This window comes from Kitasatospora sp. NPDC022785 (assembly GCF_055561295.1).
The window spans coordinates 1-17,652 of the sequence record NZ_JBVHHB010000030.1 but is presented as its reverse complement, the minus strand read 5'-3'; the positions used below and the strand labels follow the sequence as shown (position 1 = coordinate 17,652).

The following is a 17,652-nucleotide window of genomic DNA, read 5'->3' as shown; positions in this document are numbered from 1 at the left end:
TGGATCTGACGCCTAGTACCTGACGCCGTCGCGCCCGAGGAAGACCACGCGCGCGGCGGTGTCGAGGGCGATGCCGACGTTGCGGACGGCGGTCTTCAGCGGGCTGCGGTGCCGGCCGGGGCCGGTGGCCGCGATAGCGGTGGCGCCCGCGGGGCGGGCGGGGGCGGACTTCTGGTTCGGCACTCGCGGCGCCGTGACGTGTACGGTGCTCATGTCTTCAACGGTAGGTCCGTGGCGGGCCGGGCACATCACCCCAAAGGCCGTACCGGACGGGCCGGAAGTCGTCCTCCGGGTGTACGGAGACCCCCGCCACCCCCTACGCCTCCCCCTACGGGACGGGAGAAGTGGGAGAGGACGCCGAGGCGGTCGCGGGGCTGCGCGTGCCGGCCTTCCAGGCGGTCGGGTACGCGGTCCGGGGCAGCACGGCACAACTGGATAGCACCGGGGCCGCGGGCCGTCTAGGATCGTCCGTCTGCCCCCTCCCGAACCGTGGTACCTGCTGAGTCCCGCAGGCAGCCGGGGGAGGCGCCGACCGCACGGCAACCGGTCGGCTGTGTCCACCGTGAGCTCCAACGATCCGCTGCGCCCGTCTCCGGGGCAGCCGGGAAGGTTCGCTGTGCCCGCCACCCCCACCACTGACCCCCTCCAGCGCGAACGCGACCACCTGGCCGCCTCCCGGGCCGCCCTGCGCGCCATGCGGGAGGACGTCCAGTCGCTCGACATCCGCGACGTGACCGGCACCTGGGTCACCGCCATCGTGCTGCAGAACCAGATCGAGGCCCGGATCGCCGCCCTGGCCGACCTCTCGCACACCCCGCTCTTCTTCGGCCGCCTCGACTACCTGCACGCGATCAGCGAGGAGCTCTCCGAAGGCTCCGGCGGGGAGAACTTCTACATCGGCCGCCGGCACGTCCACGACGCCGACGGCGACCCGATGGTGATCGACTGGCGCGCGCCGGTCTCCCAGCCGTTCTACCGGGCCAGCCGGGCCGAACCGATGGACGTCGACCGCCGCCGGCGCTTCGGCTACACCGGCGGCGAGCTCACCGCGTACGAGGACGAGCGCCTTTCCGACCCGGACGCCGTGACCTTCTCCGGCTCCGCCGGGGGGAACACCGTCTCCGCGCTGCTCGCCGCCGAGATCGAGAAGCCCCGCGTCGGACCGATGCGCGACATCGTCGCCACCATCCAGCCCGAGCAGGACGAGATCGTCCGCGCCGACATCACCGGCACCGTCTGCGTCCAGGGCGCCCCGGGTACCGGGAAGACCGCCGTCGGCCTGCACCGCGTGGCCTACCTGCTGTACGCGCACCGCGAGCGGCTCGCCCGGACCGGCACCCTGGTGATCGGGCCGAACAACGCCTTTCTCTCCTACATCGAGCAGGTGCTGCCCGCCCTCGGCGAGCTGGACGTCGCCCAGGCCACCGTCCAGCAGCTGGTCGCGCACGTCGAGGTGAAGGCCGAGGACACCGCCGAGGCGGCCCGGCTGAAGGGCGACGCCCGGATGGCCGAGGTGCTGCGCCGGGCGGTGCGGGCCGGCATCACCCTGCCCACCGAGCCCTGCGTGGTGGTCCGCGGCTCCCGGCGCTGGCGCGTCCCGGCGTACGAACTGGTCGAGATCATCGAGGAGTTGAAGGACCGCGACATCCGCTACGGCGCCGCCAGGGAGGCCCTGCCGCAGCGGATCGCGCACGCCGTGCTGCTGAAGATGGAGCAGGGCGGCGAGGCCCCGGACGACCGGGTGCAGGACGCGGTGGCCCGCAACTCGGAGGTCAAGGCGGTGGTCAAGGAGTGCTGGCCGCTGGTCGAACCGGCCAAGCTGGTGCTGCGGCTGCTCTCCGACCCGGAGTTCCTGGCCGCGTGTGCGGAGGGCGTCCTCACCCCCGAGGAGCAGCGGACGGTGCTCTGGCCCAAGCCCGGCCGCTCGGTGAAGACCGCCCGCTGGACACAGGCCGACGCCGTCCTCGTGGACGAGACCGCGGACCTCGTCCACCGCACGGCCTCGCTCGGGCACGTGGTGCTGGACGAGGCGCAGGACCTCTCGCCGATGCAGTACCGCGCGGTCGGCCGCCGCTGCACCACCGGCTCGGCGACCGTCCTCGGCGACCTCGCCCAGGGCACCACCCCGTGGGCGACGGCGAGTTGGCCGGACGCCCTGCACCACCTGGGCAAACCGGCCGCCCACATCGAGGAGTTGACCAAGGGGTTCCGCGTCCCCGAGGAGGTCATCGCCTACGCCTCCCGGCTGCTGCCGGCGATCGCCCCCGGCCTCGCCCCGGCGACCTCGGTCCGCGAGGCGCCCGGCTCGCTGACGATCACCCGCGTCCCGGAGGACGGGCTGGAGAAGGCGGTCGTCGAGGCCTGCCACCGGGCGCTGGAGCACGAGGGCTCGACCGGCCTGATCGCCGCCGACGCGCGCATCCCGCTGCTCGCCGAGGCGCTCGACGCGGCCGGCCTGCCGCACCTCTCCCCCGGCGCCGAGACCAGCGCCGAGGCCCGGCTGACCCTCGTCCCGGCCTCGCTGGCCAAGGGCCTTGAGTACGACTACGTGGTGCTGGACGAGCCTGCCGCGGTGGTCGCCGGCGAGCCGGACGGGCGGACCGGCCTGCGCCGCCTGTACGTGGCACTCACCCGTGCCGTCTCCGGGCTGGCGGTGCTGCACGCCGAGCCGCTGCCCGAGCAGCTGGGCTGAGCGGGGCGACACCCAGCGGGAAGGCGGCACCCACAAGGAAGGGGACCGGCCGATGCCGGTCCCCTTCCCACCGAGCCGACGGCCACCGATCGCTCAGCCGTCGGCGCTTCCACGCTCAGCCATCGATCAGGGCACGCCACTCGGCGACCTTGCCCGCGTCCACCGGCGACCGCCACCCGTCGGCGCGGACCGCACCGCCGACGTGGAAGGCGTCGAAGCCGGCCGCCCGCAGGCCCGGCAGGTGTTCGGCCCGCAGCCCGCCGCCGATCAGGATCCGCTGGCCGTACCCCGGCTCGCCGGCCCGGGCCAGCTCGGCCGCGAGCACCTCCCGGCCGGCGTCCACACCGGCGGCCGCGCCGGAGGTGAGGAAGGTGTCCAGCCCGGGCAGTACGCCGACGGCCGCGCGGAGGGCGGCCCGGTCGGCGCTGTGGTCGATCGCCCGGTGGAAGGTCCAGCGGCAGCCGGCCACCGCCTCGGCGACGGCCGCGGTGGCGGCGAGGTCGACGGCGCCGTCGGCGTCCAGGAAGCCGAAGACGAACTCGTCCGCCCCTTCGGCCCGGAGTGCGGCGGCGCGGGCCCGCAGCCCGTCCAGGTCGCCGGGCGTGAAGCCGTCCCGGATGCGGAGCATGACGCGCAGCGGGAGGTCCACGGCGGCGCGGATCCCGGCGAAGTCCTCGGCCGACGGCGTGAGTCCGTCGGCGGCCATGTCCGTGACCAGTTCGAGCCGGTCGGCGCCGCCCGACTCGGCGGCCTGGGCGTCCTGGGGCGTCAGCGCGATGACTTCGAAAATTGGTCTAGACATATGCGAAGCCTGCCACATCCGCCCGGCGGCGGCGAGCCCTGCGCGGCTTTACGCCGGGCACTCCGTCGCGCCTTCCGCCGGGCGTTCCGTCGCGTCTTCCGTCGAACGCCCGGCCGGGCGCGTGACCGGGCGTCCGGCCGGGCGTCCGATCAGGCGATGCTGTGCGCGCCACCCGCCCCGACCCCGCGCCCGATCATCAGCGGCGCCACGATCAGCGCCACCGCCACGGCGGAGATCGGCAACAGGTTCCAGAGGCCGCCGGTCGTCTGCCAGAGGGTGAACATGCTGAAGGTGGCGGTCAGCGGCAGCATCGCGAGCCCGATCGCCGCCGGCACCAGCCGGCCGCGCAGCGCCGTCAGCACCAGGAACAGCGGGACGACCACCAGCACGGCCGAGCGCGGGCCGTTCAGCATGTAGTGGGAGTCGAAGCCACCCTGGGAGGCGATCACCAGCCAGCCGCCGACCGCCGACGCCAGCACCAGGCCGCGGCTGCGCCAGGTCGGCTCGCCCAGCATCTCCCGCGGCGCCGCGATCACCAGCAGGCCGGAAAGCAGGAACGGCATCGCCGAAGAGCCGACGGCCAGGACCCCCCACGCGTTGATCCCGTCCGCCACGAAGACCTCCTTCATCCCGAGCAGCCCGGCAGCCATCACCGCCACCGAGATCACCCGCGCCTCCGCCCACCGCCCCAGCAGCGCGGCGAGGGCCAGCAGCAGCGACGCAACCGGCTGCGCGAAGGCGGCCACCAGCGTCACCACCGACGAGGTGTGCTCGAGCCGCCAGGCGAGCTGGTCCGAGTCGCCGACCCACGGGTACAGCCCGGCCCCCGCGGCCGCCCCGGCGATCAGCGGTGCGGCCAGTGCGAGCAGCCGCCCGCCGGGCGAGAAGGCGGTCAGCCGGGTGCGCACCCGCAGGCCGTACGCGGCGAGGTCGAGCGCCTCCCGGACGACGGCCGGCTTCCCGGCCTCGGCCGTGGTGTCGGAGAAGACGGCGGCGAGTTCGTCCCCGCGCTCACGGCGGTAGCGTGCCGGGTAGAACTGGAGCGCCGCCTTCATCGCGACGGTCGGCGTGTTCATGGTCATGCGAAGGTCCCCCTGGCCCTTGGGTGAAACGCGGAGAGGCGGCGTTCCGCCTCGCTGGCGACGGCGCGCAGCCGCTCCGCCTCGGTGGAGAGCGCGGCCCGGCCGGCGACGGTCAGCGCGTAGGTGCGCCGGGCCCGGCCGTCCACGACATCCTCGGCCGCGACCTCGATCAGGCCCTGCTGGAGCAGCCGGTCGAGGGCGCCGTAGAGCGTGCCGGTGCGCATCGCGACCCGGCCGCCCGAGATCGCGGCGACCTCCTGGATCAGCGCGTAGCCGTGTCTGGGGGCGTCGGCCAGTGCGGTGAGCAGAAGCAGCGTGGGCTCCTGCATGGAGCGTTCGGTCATGGAACTACATATATCGCCAAACTACCTATAGGTCCAGTGGAAGCCCCGGCCGAACCCCCGGCGCGCCGGACCACCACAATGGCTCCCATGCCGACGGACGACCTGCTCACCGCCTGGACCGCCCTGCTGCACCGCTGCGGCGCGAGCGCCGACCCCGAGCCCTACGGGCGCGACCTGCTGCACCGCTGGGCCGAGCCGCAGCGCCGCTACCACACCACCGACCACCTGCGGGCGATGCTGCACCAGGTGGACGCGCTTGCCGGGCACGCCGGGGACCCGGACAGCGTCCGCCTCGCCGTCTGGTTCCACGACGCCGTCTACCGCCCCGACCGCTCCGAGAACGAGGAACGCAGCGCCGCCCTCGCCGTCCGGGCGCTCACCGAGGCCGGCCTCCCGGAGCGGCGGACCGCCGAGGTGGCCCGGCTGGTCCGGCTCACCGTCACCCACCACCCCGAGCCCGGCGACCGCGACGGCGAGGTGCTCTGCGACGCGGACCTCGCCGTCCTCGGCACCACCCCCGAGGCGTACGCGGCGTATGCCGCCGCCGTCCGGGAGGAGTACGCCTTCGTCCCCGAGCCGGACTTCCGGGCCGGCCGGGCGGCGGTCCTGCGCCAGCTGCTCGCGCTGCCCGCGCTCTACCGCACCCCCACCGCCCACGCGCGCTTCGACGCCCCCGCCCGCGCCAACCTGGCCGCCGAACTCGCCGCACTGGAGGGCTGAGGCCCGTCGCCGGAGTCCGGTCCGCCCGACGGCAGGCGCCGGGGCCTAGGCCAGCTGCCCGACGGGGGCCACGACCATGCCCTCCTTGCCGCAGACCCAGTGCGGCTCCGGGCCCAGCTCGGGCTCGACGCTGAGCGCGTGCGGGTCCCCGTCGGCCGCGCAGGAGGCGCAGAGCGGCCAGCGGCCGTAGGCCTCCAGCAGCGCGTCCTGGACGTCCTGTGCGACCAGCCCGAGCACGTACTCGGTGCCGTCCGGCCACTGCTCCAGCCACCAGCGGCGGTGGGTCACGGCCGTCTCGACCAGCGACACCACCGCGGCGTCCGCCACGTCCTTCGCGGTCAGGTCGGCCAGGATCAGCGCCCGCGCGTTGTGCAGGGCGGTCTCGATGTCGTCGGAGGAAGCCATCCGTCCATTGTCCCAAAGTGCGCCCGGCACGAACGCCGCACGGGCGGCTCCCCGAGGGGAACCGCCCGTGCGATCAGGAAACGACCGACCCCGGAGGATCAGAAGTCCATGTCACCGCCCGGCATGCCGCCGCCGGCGGCCGCAGCGGCCTTCTCCGGCTTGTCGGCGATGACGGCCTCGGTGGTGAGGAAGAGCGCCGCGATGGAGGCGGCGTTCTGCAGCGCGGAACGGGTGACCTTGGCCGGGTCGATGATGCCCTCGGCGATCAGGTCGACGTAGGTGTTGGTGGCCGCGTTCAGGCCGTGACCGGCGGGGAGGTTGCGCACCTTCTCCACCACGACGCCGCCCTCGAGGCCGGCGTTGGTCGCGATCTGCTTGATCGGGGCCTCCAGGGCCACGCGGACGATGTTGGCACCGGTGGCCTCGTCGCCCTCGAGCTCCAGCTTGTCGAACGCGACACCGGCCTGCAGCAGCGCGACGCCACCACCGGCGACGATGCCCTCCTCGACGGCGGCCTTGGCGTTGCGGACGGCGTCCTCGATGCGGTGCTTGCGCTCCTTGAGCTCCACCTCGGTGGCCGCGCCGGCCTTGATGACGGCCACGCCGCCGGCCAGCTTGGCGAGGCGCTCCTGGAGCTTCTCGCGGTCGTAGTCCGAGTCGCTGTTCTCGATCTCGGCGCGGATCTGGTTCACGCGGCCGGCGACCTGGTCGCTGTCGCCGCCACCGTCGACGATGGTGGTCTCGTCCTTGGTGATGACCACCTTGCGGGCGGTGCCCAGCAGGTCGATGCCGGCGTTCTCCAGCTTGAGGCCGACCTCCTCGGAGATCACGGTGCCACCGGTGAGGATGGCGATGTCGCCGAGCATGGCCTTGCGGCGGTCGCCGAAGCCCGGGGCCTTGACGGCGACGGACTTGAAGGTGCCGCGGATCTTGTTCACGACCAGGGTCGACAGGGCCTCGCCCTCGACGTCCTCGGCGATGATGACGAGCGGCTTGCCGCTCTGCATGACCTTCTCCAGCAGCGGGAGCAGGTCCTTGACCGAGCCGATCTTGGAGTTGGCGATGAGGATGTACGGGTCCTCGAACGTCGCCTCCATGCGCTCCAGGTCGGTGGCGAAGTAGGCGGAGATGTAGCCCTTGTCGAAGCGCATGCCCTCGGTGAGCTCGAGCTCCAGACCGAAGGTGTTGCTCTCCTCGACGGTGATGACGCCTTCCTTGCCGACCTTGTCCATGGCCTCGGCGATGAGCTCGCCGATCTGGGTGTCGGCGGCCGAGATGGAGGCGGTGGAGGCGATCTGCTCCTTGGTCTCCACGTCCTTGGCCTGGGCCAGCAGCTGGTCCGAGACGGCGGCGACGGCCTTCTCGATACCGCGCTTCAGGGCCATCGGGTTGGCGCCGGCGGCGACGTTGCGCAGACCCTCGCGGACGAGCGCCTGGGCGAGCACGGTGGCGGTGGTGGTGCCGTCACCCGCGACGTCGTCGGTCTTCTTGGCGACCTCCTTGACGAGCTCCGCGCCGATCTTCTCGTAGGGGTCCTCGAGCTCGATCTCCTTGGCGATGGAGACACCGTCGTTGGTGATCGTGGGGGCGCCCCACTTCTTCTCCAGCACGACGTTGCGACCCTTGGGGCCGAGCGTGACCTTCACTGCGTCGGCGAGCTGGTTCATGCCACGCTCAAGGCCGCGGCGAGCTTCCTCATCAAAGGCGATGATCTTGGCCATCAGAAGTGGTCCTCCGGGACACGGTCGACTGCTCGGACCAAGGGGTGCCCGCGACGGACGGCCCTGGTGTGCGGGGGTCCTTTCCCCTACCGCTCCCGGGGGCCTCACCGACCCGGTCCGCTGTCACTCTCACGCTGTGAGTGCTAACGCCAATGATTAGCACTCTGGGTGGGCGAGTGCAAGCCCAATGGGCAACCCGCGAGCCGCACCGGCCACTCCCCGGACACGGCGACGGGCCCGTACGACATGTGTCGCACGGGCCCGTCGCGAAGCAAGAGGTGCACCAGCCGATGGGCCGAGCCGAACTCCTGGGTGCCGGAAAGGTCAGACCGCCGCGCGGACCATGTCCGCCTGCGGGCCCTTCTGCCCCTGAGAGATCTCGAACTCGACCCGCTGGCCCTCCTCAAGGGTGCGGTAGCCGTCCATCTGGATCGCGCTGTAGTGGACGAAGACGTCCGCACCACCGTCGACCGCGATGAAGCCGTAGCCCTTCTCCGCGTTGAACCACTTGACGGTGCCCTGAGCCATTCCGAACTCCCCTAGTGCTGTGCTGGCCCTTCACGCGCCCGCAGGTCGCGGGCCCGGGTCTGGTTTGAGGCCGGCCCGGGGAACCCCCCCTGGGCGCAGCCGTGCACGCCACAATCCCCCCGCCGAGCCACCGGACGGTGTCCGATGAAGGGGCGATTGCGTCGACCGCGGCTGAATGTATCCGGCTCGACGCCCTCTGCAACAGAGCCAGCCGCCGGGAATTCCCCTGGCCCGTCAGGGGACAGGACGGGCCAAAAGCCCAGAAACTTCACATTTCACGCCGGACATAGCGGACGAATTACCCAAATGCCCTCAAGAATTCTGACACCGGCCTGACATGTTTCACGGCCGCGGGCCCGGCGCCGGTCTCAGCGGCCGGACAGACACCGGCGGTACGGGGCGCAACAGGGGGGCGACGACCGGTGCGAGGGGGGAGGGGAGGCCCTCTTCCCGGCCGAGCGACACTCTACTCCGACTGGCCGGGGAAATATTCCCGCCGGAATGCGGCGCGCGGGGACGGCCCGGGAAAGCGCCCGGGCGGGCGGCCTTCACGGCGGCCCCGGAAGAATCCCGGAAGCACCTGGGACACCCCGGGAACACCCGGAAGCTCGCGGGGAAATGCGAAGGCCGTCCGGGTGTACGGAATTCCGTACACCCGGACGGCCTTCCCGTCGGCGGTGCGGCTCAGCAGCCGCCGGCCACCGCGGGAATGATCGAAACGCTCGCGCCGTCCGCGATCTCGGTCGCCAGGCCCTCCGCGAACCGCACGTCGTCGTCATTGACGTAGACGTTGACGAAACGGCGCAGCTTGCCGGTGTCGTCCAGGATCCGGGCGGCGATCCCGGCGTGGTTCTTCTCCAGGTCGGCGATGACCTCACCGAGAGTGGCACCCTCGGCGGCCACCTCGGCGGCGCCGCCGGTGTAGGTGCGCAGGATGGTCGGGATGCGGACGTTGGCGCTCATGGGGCTTCTCCTTGCGGCGGGGTGGAGGGGTCAGGCGGACGCGAGGCCGGCGTCGCGGAACGACGCCAGCGTCGGGCGGATGACGGCGGTCATCCCGGCGTCGGAGACGGCGTCCAGCGTCTTCAGGCCGTCGCCGGTGTTGATCGCGACGGTCTCCTTGGCCGGGTCCAGCTGCCCGGTCTCGACCAGCTTCTTCAGTACTCCGACGGTCACCCCGCCCGCGGTCTCGGCGAAGATGCCCTCGGTCCGGGCCAGCAGCTTGATCGCGGCCACCACCTCGGCGTCCGTCACGTCCTCGACGGCGCCGCCGGTGCGGCGGGCGATGTCCAGCACGTACGGGCCGTCGGCCGGGTTGCCGATCGCCAGCGACTTGGCGATGGTGTCGGGCTTGACGGGGCGGATCACGTCGCTGCCGGTCTTGAAGGCCACCGACACCGGCGAGCAGCCCGCCGCCTGGGCACCGAAGATCCTGTACGGCCGGTCCTCGACCAGACCGAGCCTGATCAGCTCCTGTAGCCCCTTGTCGATCTTGGTCAGCTGCGAACCCGACGCGATCGGGATCACGATCTGCTCCGGCAGGCGCCAGCCCAGCTGCTCGCAGATCTCGTACGCCAGCGTCTTCGAGCCCTCGCCGTAGTACGGGCGCAGGTTGACGTTGACGAAGCCCCAGCCCTCGCCGGCCGGGTCGCCGATCAGCTCCGAGCAGAAGCGGTTCACGTCGTCGTAGTTGCCCTCGATGCCCACCAGCTCACCGCCGTAGACACCGGCCATCACGACCTTGCCCTGCTCCAGGTCGTGCGGGATGAACACGCAGGACTTGAAACCGGCCCGGGCGGCCGCGGCGCCCACCGCACCGGCCAGGTTGCCGGTCGAGGAGCAGGAGAGCGTGGTGAAACCGAACGCCCGCGCCGCCTCGATCGCACAGGCGACCACGCGGTCCTTGAACGAGTGGGTCGGGTTCCCGGAGTCGTCCTTGATGTGCAGCTGGGCGGTGAACCCGAGCTCGCGGCCCAGGTTGTCCGCCTTCACCAGCGGGGTCCAGCCGGGGTTCAGGTTGGGCTTCCCGGCCACGTCGGCCGGCACGGGCAGCAGCGGCGCGTACCGCCAGATCGACGCCGGCCCGGCCTCGATCCGCTTGCGCAGCTCCTCCGCGGCCTCGCCGCCGAAGTCGTACGCGATCTCCAGCGGCCCGAAGCACTCCAGACAGGCGAAGCTCGGACCGAGCGGGAACCGGCTACCGCACTCGCGACAGGACAGGGCGGCGGCGGGGCCGAGGTCAACGGTTGCGGGTGCGGCGCCAGAAGGAGTCGTCGCAGTGATAGCCATGATGGCGGAGGCCTCTCTCCTCATCTTCCCCGTGACGCGGTCGCGCCACAGGCCGGAATTGGCACCTGTCCCGCCGGGGCCTGTAACGACAGCCGCGCGAGAAGGTTGCCGGGACGTCAACGGGCCGTTCCCTCAGTCCCTCTGGATGAGCTCTGTGAAGTTGTTGGTCTTGCTCAACGGTGACCCCGGCGTGCGAAGGTCCGACCGCTGTACGAAGACTGTATCCGAAGGCGTCAACCCCGAACGGGACCGTCCGCCACGCGAGATGACCCGTCCCGGCCCTTCCCAGCCCGTCCCAGCCGACCCCCCGCCGAGGAGAGACCCGTGCCCGCCGACCCGACACCCGAGCTCCTCCCACAGGCGGCGTCCTGGCTGCGCCGCCGGTCGTGGAGCGCGGCCGACCGTCCGGTGCGCACCCTGCTGGACGCCAAGCGGGCCGCCGGCCGCGCGGGCACCGTCAGCGTCGTCCTGCCCGCCCTGGACGAGGAGGCCACCGTCGGCGACATCGTCCGCACCATCCGCCGCGAACTGATGGAACGCCTGCCGCTGGTCGACGAACTGGTCGTGGTCGACTCCGGCTCCGCCGACCGCACCGCCGCCGAGGCCGCCGAGGCCGGCGCCCGGGTGGTCCACCGCGACGACATCCTCCCCCGGCTGCCGGCCGCCCCCGGCAAGGGCGAGGTGCTCTGGCGCTCGCTGCTGGTCACCCGTGGGGAGATCGTCTGCTTCGTCGACGCCGACCTGCGCGAGTTCGACCCGGCCTTCGTCTCCGGCATCGTCGGCCCGCTGCTCACCGAACCGGAGATCCAGCTGGTCAAGGCCATGTACGACCGGCCGCTGGAGACCGAAGGAGCCGTGGTGCCGGCCGGCGGCGGCCGGGTCACCGAGCTGGTCGCCCGCCCGCTGCTCAACCTGCACTGGCCGGAACTCGCCGGTTTCGTCCAGCCCCTCGGCGGCGAGTACGCGGCCCGCCGCTCCCTGCTCGAACGCCTCCCGTTCCCCACCGGCTACGGCGTCGAACTCGGCCTGCTGGTCGACGCCCTGGAGACCGCCGGCCTGGACGCCCTCGCCCAGGTCGACGTCGGCGTCCGCCACCACCGCCACCAGGACGGCCAGGCGCTCGGCCGGATGGCCGCCACCATCTACCGCACGGCGCTGGAACGGCTCGACCGCACCCACCGGCTCAAGGCCTCCGCCGACCTGGTGCACCCGCTGCTCACCCAGTTCACCCGTGACCCGGAAACCCGCGCGTTCACCGCCCACACCCACCCGGTCACCGCCCTCGAACGCCCCCCGATGCACACCGTCCCCGAGTACGCCACCCGGCACTGAAGGGTTTGGGTCCGCAGACCCCCGGCAACCAACCAGTCATGGGCGATCTCACGACCGAACGTTCGAATCCGACCGGCACCGCCCCCGTCCTGGTGGCCTCCAACCGGGGACCGGTGTCGTTCAGCACCGCGGACGACGGCACCCTGACCCTCCGGAGAGGAGGCGGCGGCCTGGTCTCCGGGCTCTCCGCCATCGACGACCCTGAGGCCGTCTGGGTCTGCGCGGCCCTGGGCGACGCCGACCGCCGGGCCGCCCGGGAGGCGCCGGACGGCCGCCTCGACCGGGCCGGCCACGATACCGGCGGGCAGGCCGTCCGCATGCTGGGCATAGACCCGGAGACCTTCGCCCGCGCCTACAACGGCGTGGCCAACTCGACCCTCTGGTTCGTCCACCACCTGCTCTACGCCACCCCCACGGCCCCCTCCTTCGACGCCGGGTTCCGCACCGAATGGCAGGCCTACACGGCCTACAACACCGCCTTCGCCGACGCCCTCGCCGCCGAGGCCGCCCCGGGAGCGGCCGTCCTGGTGCAGGACTACCACCTCTCGCTGACCCCGGCCCTGCTCCGCGCCGCCCGGCCCGACCTGCGGATCGGCCACTTCTCGCACACCCCCTGGGCCCCGCCGGAGTACTTCCGGCTGCTGCCCGACTACGTCGCCGAGGCCGTCCTCACCGGCATCCTCGGCGCCGACCGGGCCGGCTTCCTCACCCGCCGCTGGGCCCTGGCGTTCGCCGACTGCTGCGAGCAGCTCCTCGGCGCCACCGTCGACCGCACCGAGCTCACCGTCACCCTCCGGGGCCGCACCACCCGGCTCGGCGTCCACGCCCTCGGGGCCGACGCCGACTTCCTGCGCGAGCGCTCCCACCGCCCGGACGTCGACGAGCGCCTCGCCGCCCTGCGCGAGGCCGTCGGCGACCGCCGCACCGTCGTCCGGGTCGACCGCACCGAGCTGAGCAAGAACATCGTCCGCGGCTTCCAGGCGTTCCGGCACCTCCTGAACACCCACCCCGAGTGGCGGGACCGCGTCGTCCACCTCGCCTTCGCGTACCCGTCCCGCACCGACCTCGCCGAGTACCGCGAGTACACCGCCCGGGTCCGGCAGCTCGCCGCCGAGATCAACGCCGAGTTCGCCACGCCCACCTGGCAGCCGCTGATCCTGCACGTCAACGACGACTTCCCGCGGTCGCTGGCCGCCTACCGGCTGGCGGACGTCGCCCTGGTCAACCCGATCCGCGACGGCATGAACCTGGTCGCCAAGGAGGTGCCGGTGGTCTCCGACCGCGGCTGCGCGCTCGTCCTCTCCCGCGAGGCCGGCGCGTACGCCGAGCTGGCCGACGACGCCCTCACCGTCAACCCGTACGACGTCGTCGCCACCGCCGAGGCCCTGCACACCGCGCTCACCATGCCCGCCGGCGAACGCGCCGACCGCACGAAGCGCCTCGCCGCCGCCGCGACGGCGCTGCCGCCCCAGCAGTGGTTCCTCGACCAGCTCGCCGCTCTCGGCTGATCACTCCCGCCGGCCGAGCTCCGCCCCCAACCGCTCCAGCAGTTCGACCACGCCGGCCGGGCCGTCGACCACCAGGTCGGCCCGGTCGGCGAGCTCCCTCACCGGCGCGTCCCCGGCCGCGGCGCTGCACACCAGCAGCCCGGCCACGCCCTCCGCGCGCAGCTTCTCCACCGCCGCGAAGGCCGCCACGTCCCCCAGGTCGTCCCCGGCGTACAGCACCGTCCGCGCGCCCCGCTCCCGCAGGAACCCGCTCAGCGCGGCCCCCTTGTCGACCCCGGGCGGCCGCAGCTCCAGCACCAGCCGGCCCGGCTCCACCACCAGCCCGTGCTCCGCGGCCAGGGCCTCCACCGGCGCGCGCAGCAGCTCCAGCGCCTCCTGCGGGGCCTCCGTCCGCCGCGTGTGCACCGCCAGCGAGCGCCCCTTGTCCTCCACCCACGTCCCCGCCGGCGCACCGGCCGCCGCCAGCGCGGCGTCCAGCACCGCCCGCGCCGCGTCCACCCCCGGGTGGACCGGCGGCGCCGTCACCACGCCGCCCTCCCAGCGCTCGGCCCCGTAGTGCCCCAGCACCACCACACCGTCGATGCCGTCGAACCCGCCGTACTCGACGGCCAGCCCGGCCGGCCGGCCGGTGACCACCACCGTCGCGCCCACCCGCGGTGCCAGCCCCCGCAGCGCCCCCACCACCCCGGGGTGCGCCCGCGCCCGGTCGGGATCGGCCACGATCGGCGCGAGCGTCCCGTCGAAGTCCAGCGCCACCACCGCGTCGCGCGGCGAGGCGAGGACCGCCTCCAGGCCCTGGCGTCCGGCGTCCGTCCTCAGCTGCAAAGTCTCCTCAAGCCCCATGCCGGGACCCATACCCAGCCGTGCCCGCCGAAGCACCCGCCGGGTTACCGGGCCCCCCGCCGGGCCTCCCGCACCCGCCGCAGCCGGTTCACCAGGACCGGCGCATGCGCCAGCGCCTCCGGCCGGTCCAGCAGGGCGTTCAGCAGCTGGTAGTACCGCGTACTGGAGAGCCCCAGCTCCTCCCGGACGGCCCGCTCCTTGGCCCCCGCCGTACGCCACTGGCGTCCTTCGAGCTCCAGCACCGCCTGGTCCCGCTCGCTCAGCTCGTCCACGCTCCACCTCCGCCCACCACTACGGAGTGTCATTCTCCCCCGCGCACCCGACACACTCTGCGCCCCGCACGACGTCCGCGCCCCCACTAGCGTCGGCCCATGACCGAAAGTTTCGCGCTGCACATCCCCACCGCCGATCTCGAACCCGACCCGCTGGACCCGGCCCAGATCGTCTCCGGCACTCCCGAGGTCTCCGGCCGCGTCCTCTCCGAGTCCCCCGACGGCCGCCAGCTCCGCGGCATCTGGCAGATCACCCCGGGCGTGGTCACCGACGTCGAGGCGGACGAGCTGTTCGTGGTGCTGAGCGGCCGGGCCACCATCGAGATCGAGGGCGGCCCGACCCTGCACGTCGGCCCGGGCGACTGCGCCGTCCTGCGCGCCGGCGACCGCACCACCTGGACGGTCCACGAGACCCTGCGCAAGGCCTACGCGATCACCCTCTGACGCAGCACCCGGCGGCCCCCGGGTTCACTTCCGGACCCGGGCGGCCTCCTTGACCGCGGCCTCCTGCAGCCCCTCCAGCACCTGCTTGGCGTCCCCGGTCACGGCCCCGCCGATCCCCGCCTTGATCCGGTTGCTGACCTCGACCCAGGCCGGGTCACCGAACGGGTAGAAGCTGGCGTTGGTCAGCCCGGCCGCGAACTGCTTCAGGTCCTCGTGCCTGCCGTCCGCGGTCATCTCAGCGAAGGCGTCCTGGGTGACCGGCAGCAGGTTGTACGTCCCGTCGAACTTGAGCTGGTTGTCCTTCGCGTAGACGAAGCTCAGGAACTTGCGGATCTCGTTCTTGTGGCCGTTGGCCTTGAACGCCATCATCCAGTCGGCCACCCCGAGACTGCCCGTCCTGGCCAGGCCGTCCTTCTTGGGGATCGGCGCCGTCCCGAAGTCGACCTTCGCGTTGGCGGCCATCCGCAGCAGCGTCGGGTGCCCGTTCAGCATCGCGACCTTGCCCGCCGTGAAGTCGGTGAACACCGGCGTCCGGTTCATCTTGCCCGGCTCGGGGTACGTCAGCCTGGCATCCACCAGGTTGGTCTTCAGCCAGCTGAAGGTCGCCTGGTTCGGAGTGCTGTCGATGGTGTAGTTGCCGACGTCGTCGGAGAGGCTGCCGCCACCGCTCAGCGTCCAGAGCATCGACTCGGCCGGCGCCTCCTCGGGCCCGAGCGGCAGCCCGTACGGCGTGACCCCGGGCACCTTGGCCTTGATCTTCTCCGCGGCCTGCTTCAGCTCGTTCCAGGTGGCCGGCGGCTGGGTGATCCCGGCCTGCCTGAAGATCGCCTTGTTGTAGAAGAGCACCCGCGAGGAGGAGACGAAGGGGATGCCGTACTGGGTGCCGAGCACCTGCCCGGCGTGGTTGAACGACTCCATCATGTTGGCCTGGGTGTCCAGCGAGAGCACGTCCGCGGCGGGGTAGAGCCGGTTCGCGGCGACCTGGTCGGCGAAGCCGCCGGTCTGCACCAGGTCGGGGGACTTTCCGCTGTCCACCAGGTCGCTCACCCGCTTGCCGATGTCGGTCCAGCCGACCACCTCGACGTCCACCCTGATGCCCGGGTTGCCGTTCTCGAAGCGGCGCGCGACGTCGTCCCAGTACTGCCTGGAGCTGGTCGCCGCGTCCTCGCCGTAGTCGGCCGCCACCAGCCTGAGGGTGACCGTCCGGTCGTCCTGGCCGCTGCAGCCGGTGAGCAGCAGCGCTCCGGCCAGCGCGGTGCCGAGCAGCCGGGTGGGGACCTGGGCGCGCCTGTTCAACGCGGGTACCGCCTTCGAGGGGAGGAGAAAGCAGCCGGACGGGTGGAATCCGACAGGGGGGAGCGCCACACTGCCAAAAGCCCTGCACAGTGGTCCAGACCTCCGGGCCGTACCCGCGGGGTAGTTATCGAAGTGCGGAGGTCGTTGCACGATGCGCAATGAATCGAGCCGACCAGGCGCGAACCGGCCCGGGTCCGGCCCCGGGGCCGGCCGGCCGGGAGCTCGCGACGGCGCGCGCAAAGTGCCGCACACCACATGGTTCTGCGACAAAGCTCACCTACTTTGGACCAGACCAATCCGACAACTGGACTAGACCTCTCCGACCCAGCCAAGGGAAACTGTCCCCCGTGAAGCACGTCATCGCACTCGATGTAGGCGGCACCGGCATGAAGGCCGCGCTGCTCGCCCAGGACGGCTCCGTGCTGTTCGAAGCACGCCGACCGACCGGGCGGGAGCACGGCACGGATGCCGTCGTCGCCGCCATCCTCGACTTCGCCGCCGACTTGGCGGACGAAGGCCGCGGCCGCTTCGGCGTCGCCCCGCTGGCGGCCGGCGTCGCCGTCCCGGGGACGATCGACGAGAAGAACGGCATCGCGGTCTTCTCCGCCAACCTCGGCTGGCGGGACCTGCCGCTGCGCAAGCTGCTGGGCGAGCGGCTGGCCGGTCCGGGCGGTGTCGCGATGCCGGTCGCCCTCGGTCACGACGTGCGGTCCGGCGGTCTCGCCGAGGGGCGCCTCGGCGCCGGCCGGGGCGTCGGACGCTTCCTGTTCATCGCGCTGGGCACCGGCATCGCCGGAGCCATCGGCATCGACGGCCGGATCGAGGCCGGTGCCCACGGCTACGGCGGCGAGATCGGCCACGTCGTCGTCCGGCCGGGCGGCCCGCAGTGCGGCTGCGGCGCCCGGGGCTGCCTGGAGACCCTCGCCTCCGCCTCCGCCGTCTCCCGCGCCTGGGCCGAGGCCAGCGGGGACCCCGACGCCGACGCGGCATCCTGCGCCGTCGCGGTGGACGCCGGGGACGAGCGCGCGGCCGCGGTCTGGCAGCACGCGGTGGACGCCCTCGCCGACGGCATCGTGCTCGCCCAGAGCCTGCTCGACCCGTCCACGGTGATCGTCGGCGGGGGCCTCGCCGAGGCCGGCGACACCCTCTTCACGCCCCTGCGCGCGGCCGTCGGCGAGCGACTGACCTTCCAGATGCCCCCCGAAGTCGTACCCGCCATGCTCAAAGACACCGCCGCATCCCTCGGCGCGGGCCTGCTCGCCTGGGATCTGCTCTCCTTGGAGGTGACCGCGTGACCGCGCGGATTCAATCAGCGGCCCTGTCGCGGGGCACCGCCCTGTCCGGCGCCCGCCTCGTCCTGCCCGGCGGTGTCGT

General features: G+C 72.7%; 18 protein-coding genes and 1 riboswitch. Of the genes, 6 read left to right on the top strand and 12 right to left on the bottom strand.

Annotation, left to right across the window (positions count from 1 at the left end; translation table 11 throughout):
- Nucleotides 1–12 precede the first annotated feature (12 nt).
- Entirely contained in the window at nucleotides 13–213 is a 201-nt protein-coding gene (locus tag ACZ3YO_RS33630; protein ID WP_396324373.1) for a hypothetical protein, read from the bottom strand.
- Nucleotides 214–616: 403 nt separating this feature from the next.
- Between ACZ3YO_RS33630 and ACZ3YO_RS33625 the strand changes: the two genes are divergently transcribed.
- Nucleotides 617–2,692: a HelD family protein gene (locus ACZ3YO_RS33625; RefSeq protein WP_465577074.1), complete on the top strand. Its 2,076-nt coding sequence runs from the start codon at nucleotides 617–619 to the stop codon at nucleotides 2,690–2,692.
- 115 nt (nucleotides 2,693–2,807) lie between these two features.
- On the opposite strand, the gene ACZ3YO_RS33620 is transcribed toward ACZ3YO_RS33625, so the two are convergent.
- The 3 genes from ACZ3YO_RS33620 to ACZ3YO_RS33610 all read right to left on the bottom strand — a co-directional run bounded on the left by ACZ3YO_RS33620 (nucleotide 2,808) and on the right by ACZ3YO_RS33610 (nucleotide 4,920).
- A complete protein-coding gene (locus ACZ3YO_RS33620) occupies nucleotides 2,808–3,494 on the bottom strand; it encodes a copper homeostasis protein CutC (protein WP_465577072.1) in 687 nt (228 codons plus the stop codon).
- A 149-nt stretch (nucleotides 3,495–3,643) separates the two neighbouring features.
- Nucleotides 3,644–4,576: a hypothetical protein gene (locus tag ACZ3YO_RS33615; RefSeq protein WP_465577069.1), complete on the bottom strand. Its 933-nt coding sequence runs from the start codon at nucleotides 4,574–4,576 to the stop codon at nucleotides 3,644–3,646.
- Nucleotides 4,573–4,920, bottom strand: coding sequence for a PadR family transcriptional regulator (locus tag ACZ3YO_RS33610; protein WP_465550382.1), 348 nt, complete (start codon nucleotides 4,918–4,920; stop codon nucleotides 4,573–4,575). The genes ACZ3YO_RS33615 and ACZ3YO_RS33610 overlap by 4 nt, the downstream gene beginning before the upstream one ends.
- 87 nt (nucleotides 4,921–5,007) lie before the next feature.
- On the opposite strand from ACZ3YO_RS33610, the gene ACZ3YO_RS33605 reads away from it, so the two are divergent.
- Nucleotides 5,008–5,640 carry an HD domain-containing protein gene (locus tag ACZ3YO_RS33605; protein WP_465577065.1) on the top strand — a complete coding sequence of 211 codons (633 nt, stop codon included), beginning with the start codon at nucleotides 5,008–5,010 and terminating at the stop codon, nucleotides 5,638–5,640.
- A 45-nt stretch (nucleotides 5,641–5,685) separates the two neighbouring features.
- Here ACZ3YO_RS33605 and ACZ3YO_RS33600 read toward each other — a convergent pair whose 3' ends face one another.
- The 5 genes from ACZ3YO_RS33600 to thrC all read right to left on the bottom strand — a co-directional run bounded on the left by ACZ3YO_RS33600 (nucleotide 5,686) and on the right by thrC (nucleotide 10,583).
- Nucleotides 5,686–6,045, bottom strand: coding sequence for a hypothetical protein (locus ACZ3YO_RS33600; RefSeq protein ID WP_465577062.1), 360 nt, complete (start codon nucleotides 6,043–6,045; stop codon nucleotides 5,686–5,688).
- A gap of 98 nt (nucleotides 6,046–6,143) precedes the next feature.
- A complete protein-coding gene (gene groL / locus ACZ3YO_RS33595; RefSeq protein ID WP_209412901.1) occupies nucleotides 6,144–7,766 on the bottom strand; it encodes a chaperonin GroEL in 1,623 nt (540 codons plus the stop codon).
- Nucleotides 7,767–8,090: 324 nt separating this feature from the next.
- Nucleotides 8,091–8,294, bottom strand: coding sequence for a cold-shock protein (locus ACZ3YO_RS33590; protein ID WP_030289665.1), 204 nt, complete (start codon nucleotides 8,292–8,294; stop codon nucleotides 8,091–8,093).
- 684 nt (nucleotides 8,295–8,978) lie between these two features.
- Entirely contained in the window at nucleotides 8,979–9,257 is a 279-nt protein-coding gene (locus ACZ3YO_RS33585; protein WP_396324366.1) for a ubiquitin-like small modifier protein 1, read from the bottom strand.
- Between the two features lie 30 nt (nucleotides 9,258–9,287).
- Nucleotides 9,288–10,583 (bottom strand): threonine synthase, encoded by a 1,296-nt coding sequence (gene thrC / locus ACZ3YO_RS33580; RefSeq protein WP_465577057.1) that lies wholly within the window; start codon nucleotides 10,581–10,583, stop codon nucleotides 9,288–9,290.
- Between the two features lie 17 nt (nucleotides 10,584–10,600).
- A riboswitch (SAM riboswitch) is annotated at nucleotides 10,601–10,735 on the bottom strand.
- A 172-nt stretch (nucleotides 10,736–10,907) separates the two neighbouring features.
- On the opposite strand from thrC, the gene ACZ3YO_RS33575 reads away from it, so the two are divergent.
- Nucleotides 10,908–11,915, top strand: a complete 1,008-nt coding sequence (locus tag ACZ3YO_RS33575; RefSeq protein WP_465577054.1) for a glucosyl-3-phosphoglycerate synthase — start codon at nucleotides 10,908–10,910, stop codon at nucleotides 11,913–11,915.
- A gap of 38 nt (nucleotides 11,916–11,953) precedes the next feature.
- Nucleotides 11,954–13,423, top strand: a complete 1,470-nt coding sequence (locus ACZ3YO_RS33570) for an alpha,alpha-trehalose-phosphate synthase (UDP-forming) (protein WP_465577051.1) — start codon at nucleotides 11,954–11,956, stop codon at nucleotides 13,421–13,423.
- Here ACZ3YO_RS33570 and otsB read toward each other — a convergent pair whose 3' ends face one another.
- Together otsB and ACZ3YO_RS33560 are read right to left on the bottom strand one after the other, a co-directional pair.
- Nucleotides 13,424–14,266, bottom strand: a complete 843-nt coding sequence (gene otsB / locus ACZ3YO_RS33565; protein ID WP_465577049.1) for a trehalose-phosphatase — start codon at nucleotides 14,264–14,266, stop codon at nucleotides 13,424–13,426. It abuts the gene before it with no gap.
- A gap of 44 nt (nucleotides 14,267–14,310) precedes the next feature.
- Nucleotides 14,311–14,571 (bottom strand): DUF3263 domain-containing protein, encoded by a 261-nt coding sequence (locus ACZ3YO_RS33560; RefSeq protein ID WP_465550395.1) that lies wholly within the window; start codon nucleotides 14,569–14,571, stop codon nucleotides 14,311–14,313.
- A gap of 66 nt (nucleotides 14,572–14,637) precedes the next feature.
- Here ACZ3YO_RS33560 and ACZ3YO_RS33555 point away from each other — a divergent pair, with 66 nt between their 5' ends.
- The gene (locus ACZ3YO_RS33555) at nucleotides 14,638–14,982 is read left to right on the top strand and encodes a cupin domain-containing protein (protein ID WP_396324360.1); all 345 of its coding nucleotides are present in this window, start codon (nucleotides 14,638–14,640) and stop codon (nucleotides 14,980–14,982) included.
- A gap of 24 nt (nucleotides 14,983–15,006) precedes the next feature.
- Here the strand turns inward: ACZ3YO_RS33555 and ACZ3YO_RS33550 are convergent, their stop codons facing one another.
- Entirely contained in the window at nucleotides 15,007–16,278 is a 1,272-nt protein-coding gene (locus ACZ3YO_RS33550) for an extracellular solute-binding protein (RefSeq protein WP_465577045.1), read from the bottom strand.
- A gap of 347 nt (nucleotides 16,279–16,625) precedes the next feature.
- Here ACZ3YO_RS33550 and ACZ3YO_RS33545 point away from each other — a divergent pair, with 347 nt between their 5' ends.
- Complete coding sequence (locus tag ACZ3YO_RS33545; RefSeq protein ID WP_465550399.1) at nucleotides 16,626–17,573, top strand: ROK family protein; 948 nt, start codon at nucleotides 16,626–16,628, stop codon at nucleotides 17,571–17,573.
- Nucleotides 17,574–17,652 lie beyond the last annotated feature (79 nt).

What these genes read in the sequence shown, in the direction of transcription:
- ACZ3YO_RS33570 (WP_465577051.1), top strand. Translation starts at nt 11,954, where the DNA reads ATGGGCGATCTCACGACCGAACGTTCGAATCCGACCGGCACCGCCCCC.
- groL (WP_209412901.1), bottom strand. Translation starts at nt 7,766, where the DNA reads ATGGCCAAGATCATCGCCTTTGATGAGGAAGCTCGCCGCGGCCTTGAG.
- otsB (WP_465577049.1), bottom strand. Translation starts at nt 14,266, where the DNA reads ATGGGGCTTGAGGAGACTTTGCAGCTGAGGACGGACGCCGGACGCCAG.
- ACZ3YO_RS33590 (WP_030289665.1), bottom strand. Translation starts at nt 8,294, where the DNA reads ATGGCTCAGGGCACCGTCAAGTGGTTCAACGCGGAGAAGGGCTACGGC.
- thrC (WP_465577057.1), bottom strand. Translation starts at nt 10,583, where the DNA reads ATGGCTATCACTGCGACGACTCCTTCTGGCGCCGCACCCGCAACCGTT.
- ACZ3YO_RS33610 (WP_465550382.1), bottom strand. Translation starts at nt 4,920, where the DNA reads ATGACCGAACGCTCCATGCAGGAGCCCACGCTGCTTCTGCTCACCGCA.
- ACZ3YO_RS33560 (WP_465550395.1), bottom strand. Translation starts at nt 14,571, where the DNA reads ATGACACTCCGTAGTGGTGGGCGGAGGTGGAGCGTGGACGAGCTGAGC.
- ACZ3YO_RS33620 (WP_465577072.1), bottom strand. Translation starts at nt 3,494, where the DNA reads ATGTCTAGACCAATTTTCGAAGTCATCGCGCTGACGCCCCAGGACGCC.
- ACZ3YO_RS33630 (WP_396324373.1), bottom strand. Translation starts at nt 213, where the DNA reads ATGAGCACCGTACACGTCACGGCGCCGCGAGTGCCGAACCAGAAGTCC.
- ACZ3YO_RS33555 (WP_396324360.1), top strand. Translation starts at nt 14,638, where the DNA reads ATGACCGAAAGTTTCGCGCTGCACATCCCCACCGCCGATCTCGAACCC.
- ACZ3YO_RS33585 (WP_396324366.1), bottom strand. Translation starts at nt 9,257, where the DNA reads ATGAGCGCCAACGTCCGCATCCCGACCATCCTGCGCACCTACACCGGC.
- ACZ3YO_RS33605 (WP_465577065.1), top strand. Translation starts at nt 5,008, where the DNA reads ATGCCGACGGACGACCTGCTCACCGCCTGGACCGCCCTGCTGCACCGC.
- ACZ3YO_RS33600 (WP_465577062.1), bottom strand. Translation starts at nt 6,045, where the DNA reads ATGGCTTCCTCCGACGACATCGAGACCGCCCTGCACAACGCGCGGGCG.
- ACZ3YO_RS33615 (WP_465577069.1), bottom strand. Translation starts at nt 4,576, where the DNA reads ATGACCATGAACACGCCGACCGTCGCGATGAAGGCGGCGCTCCAGTTC.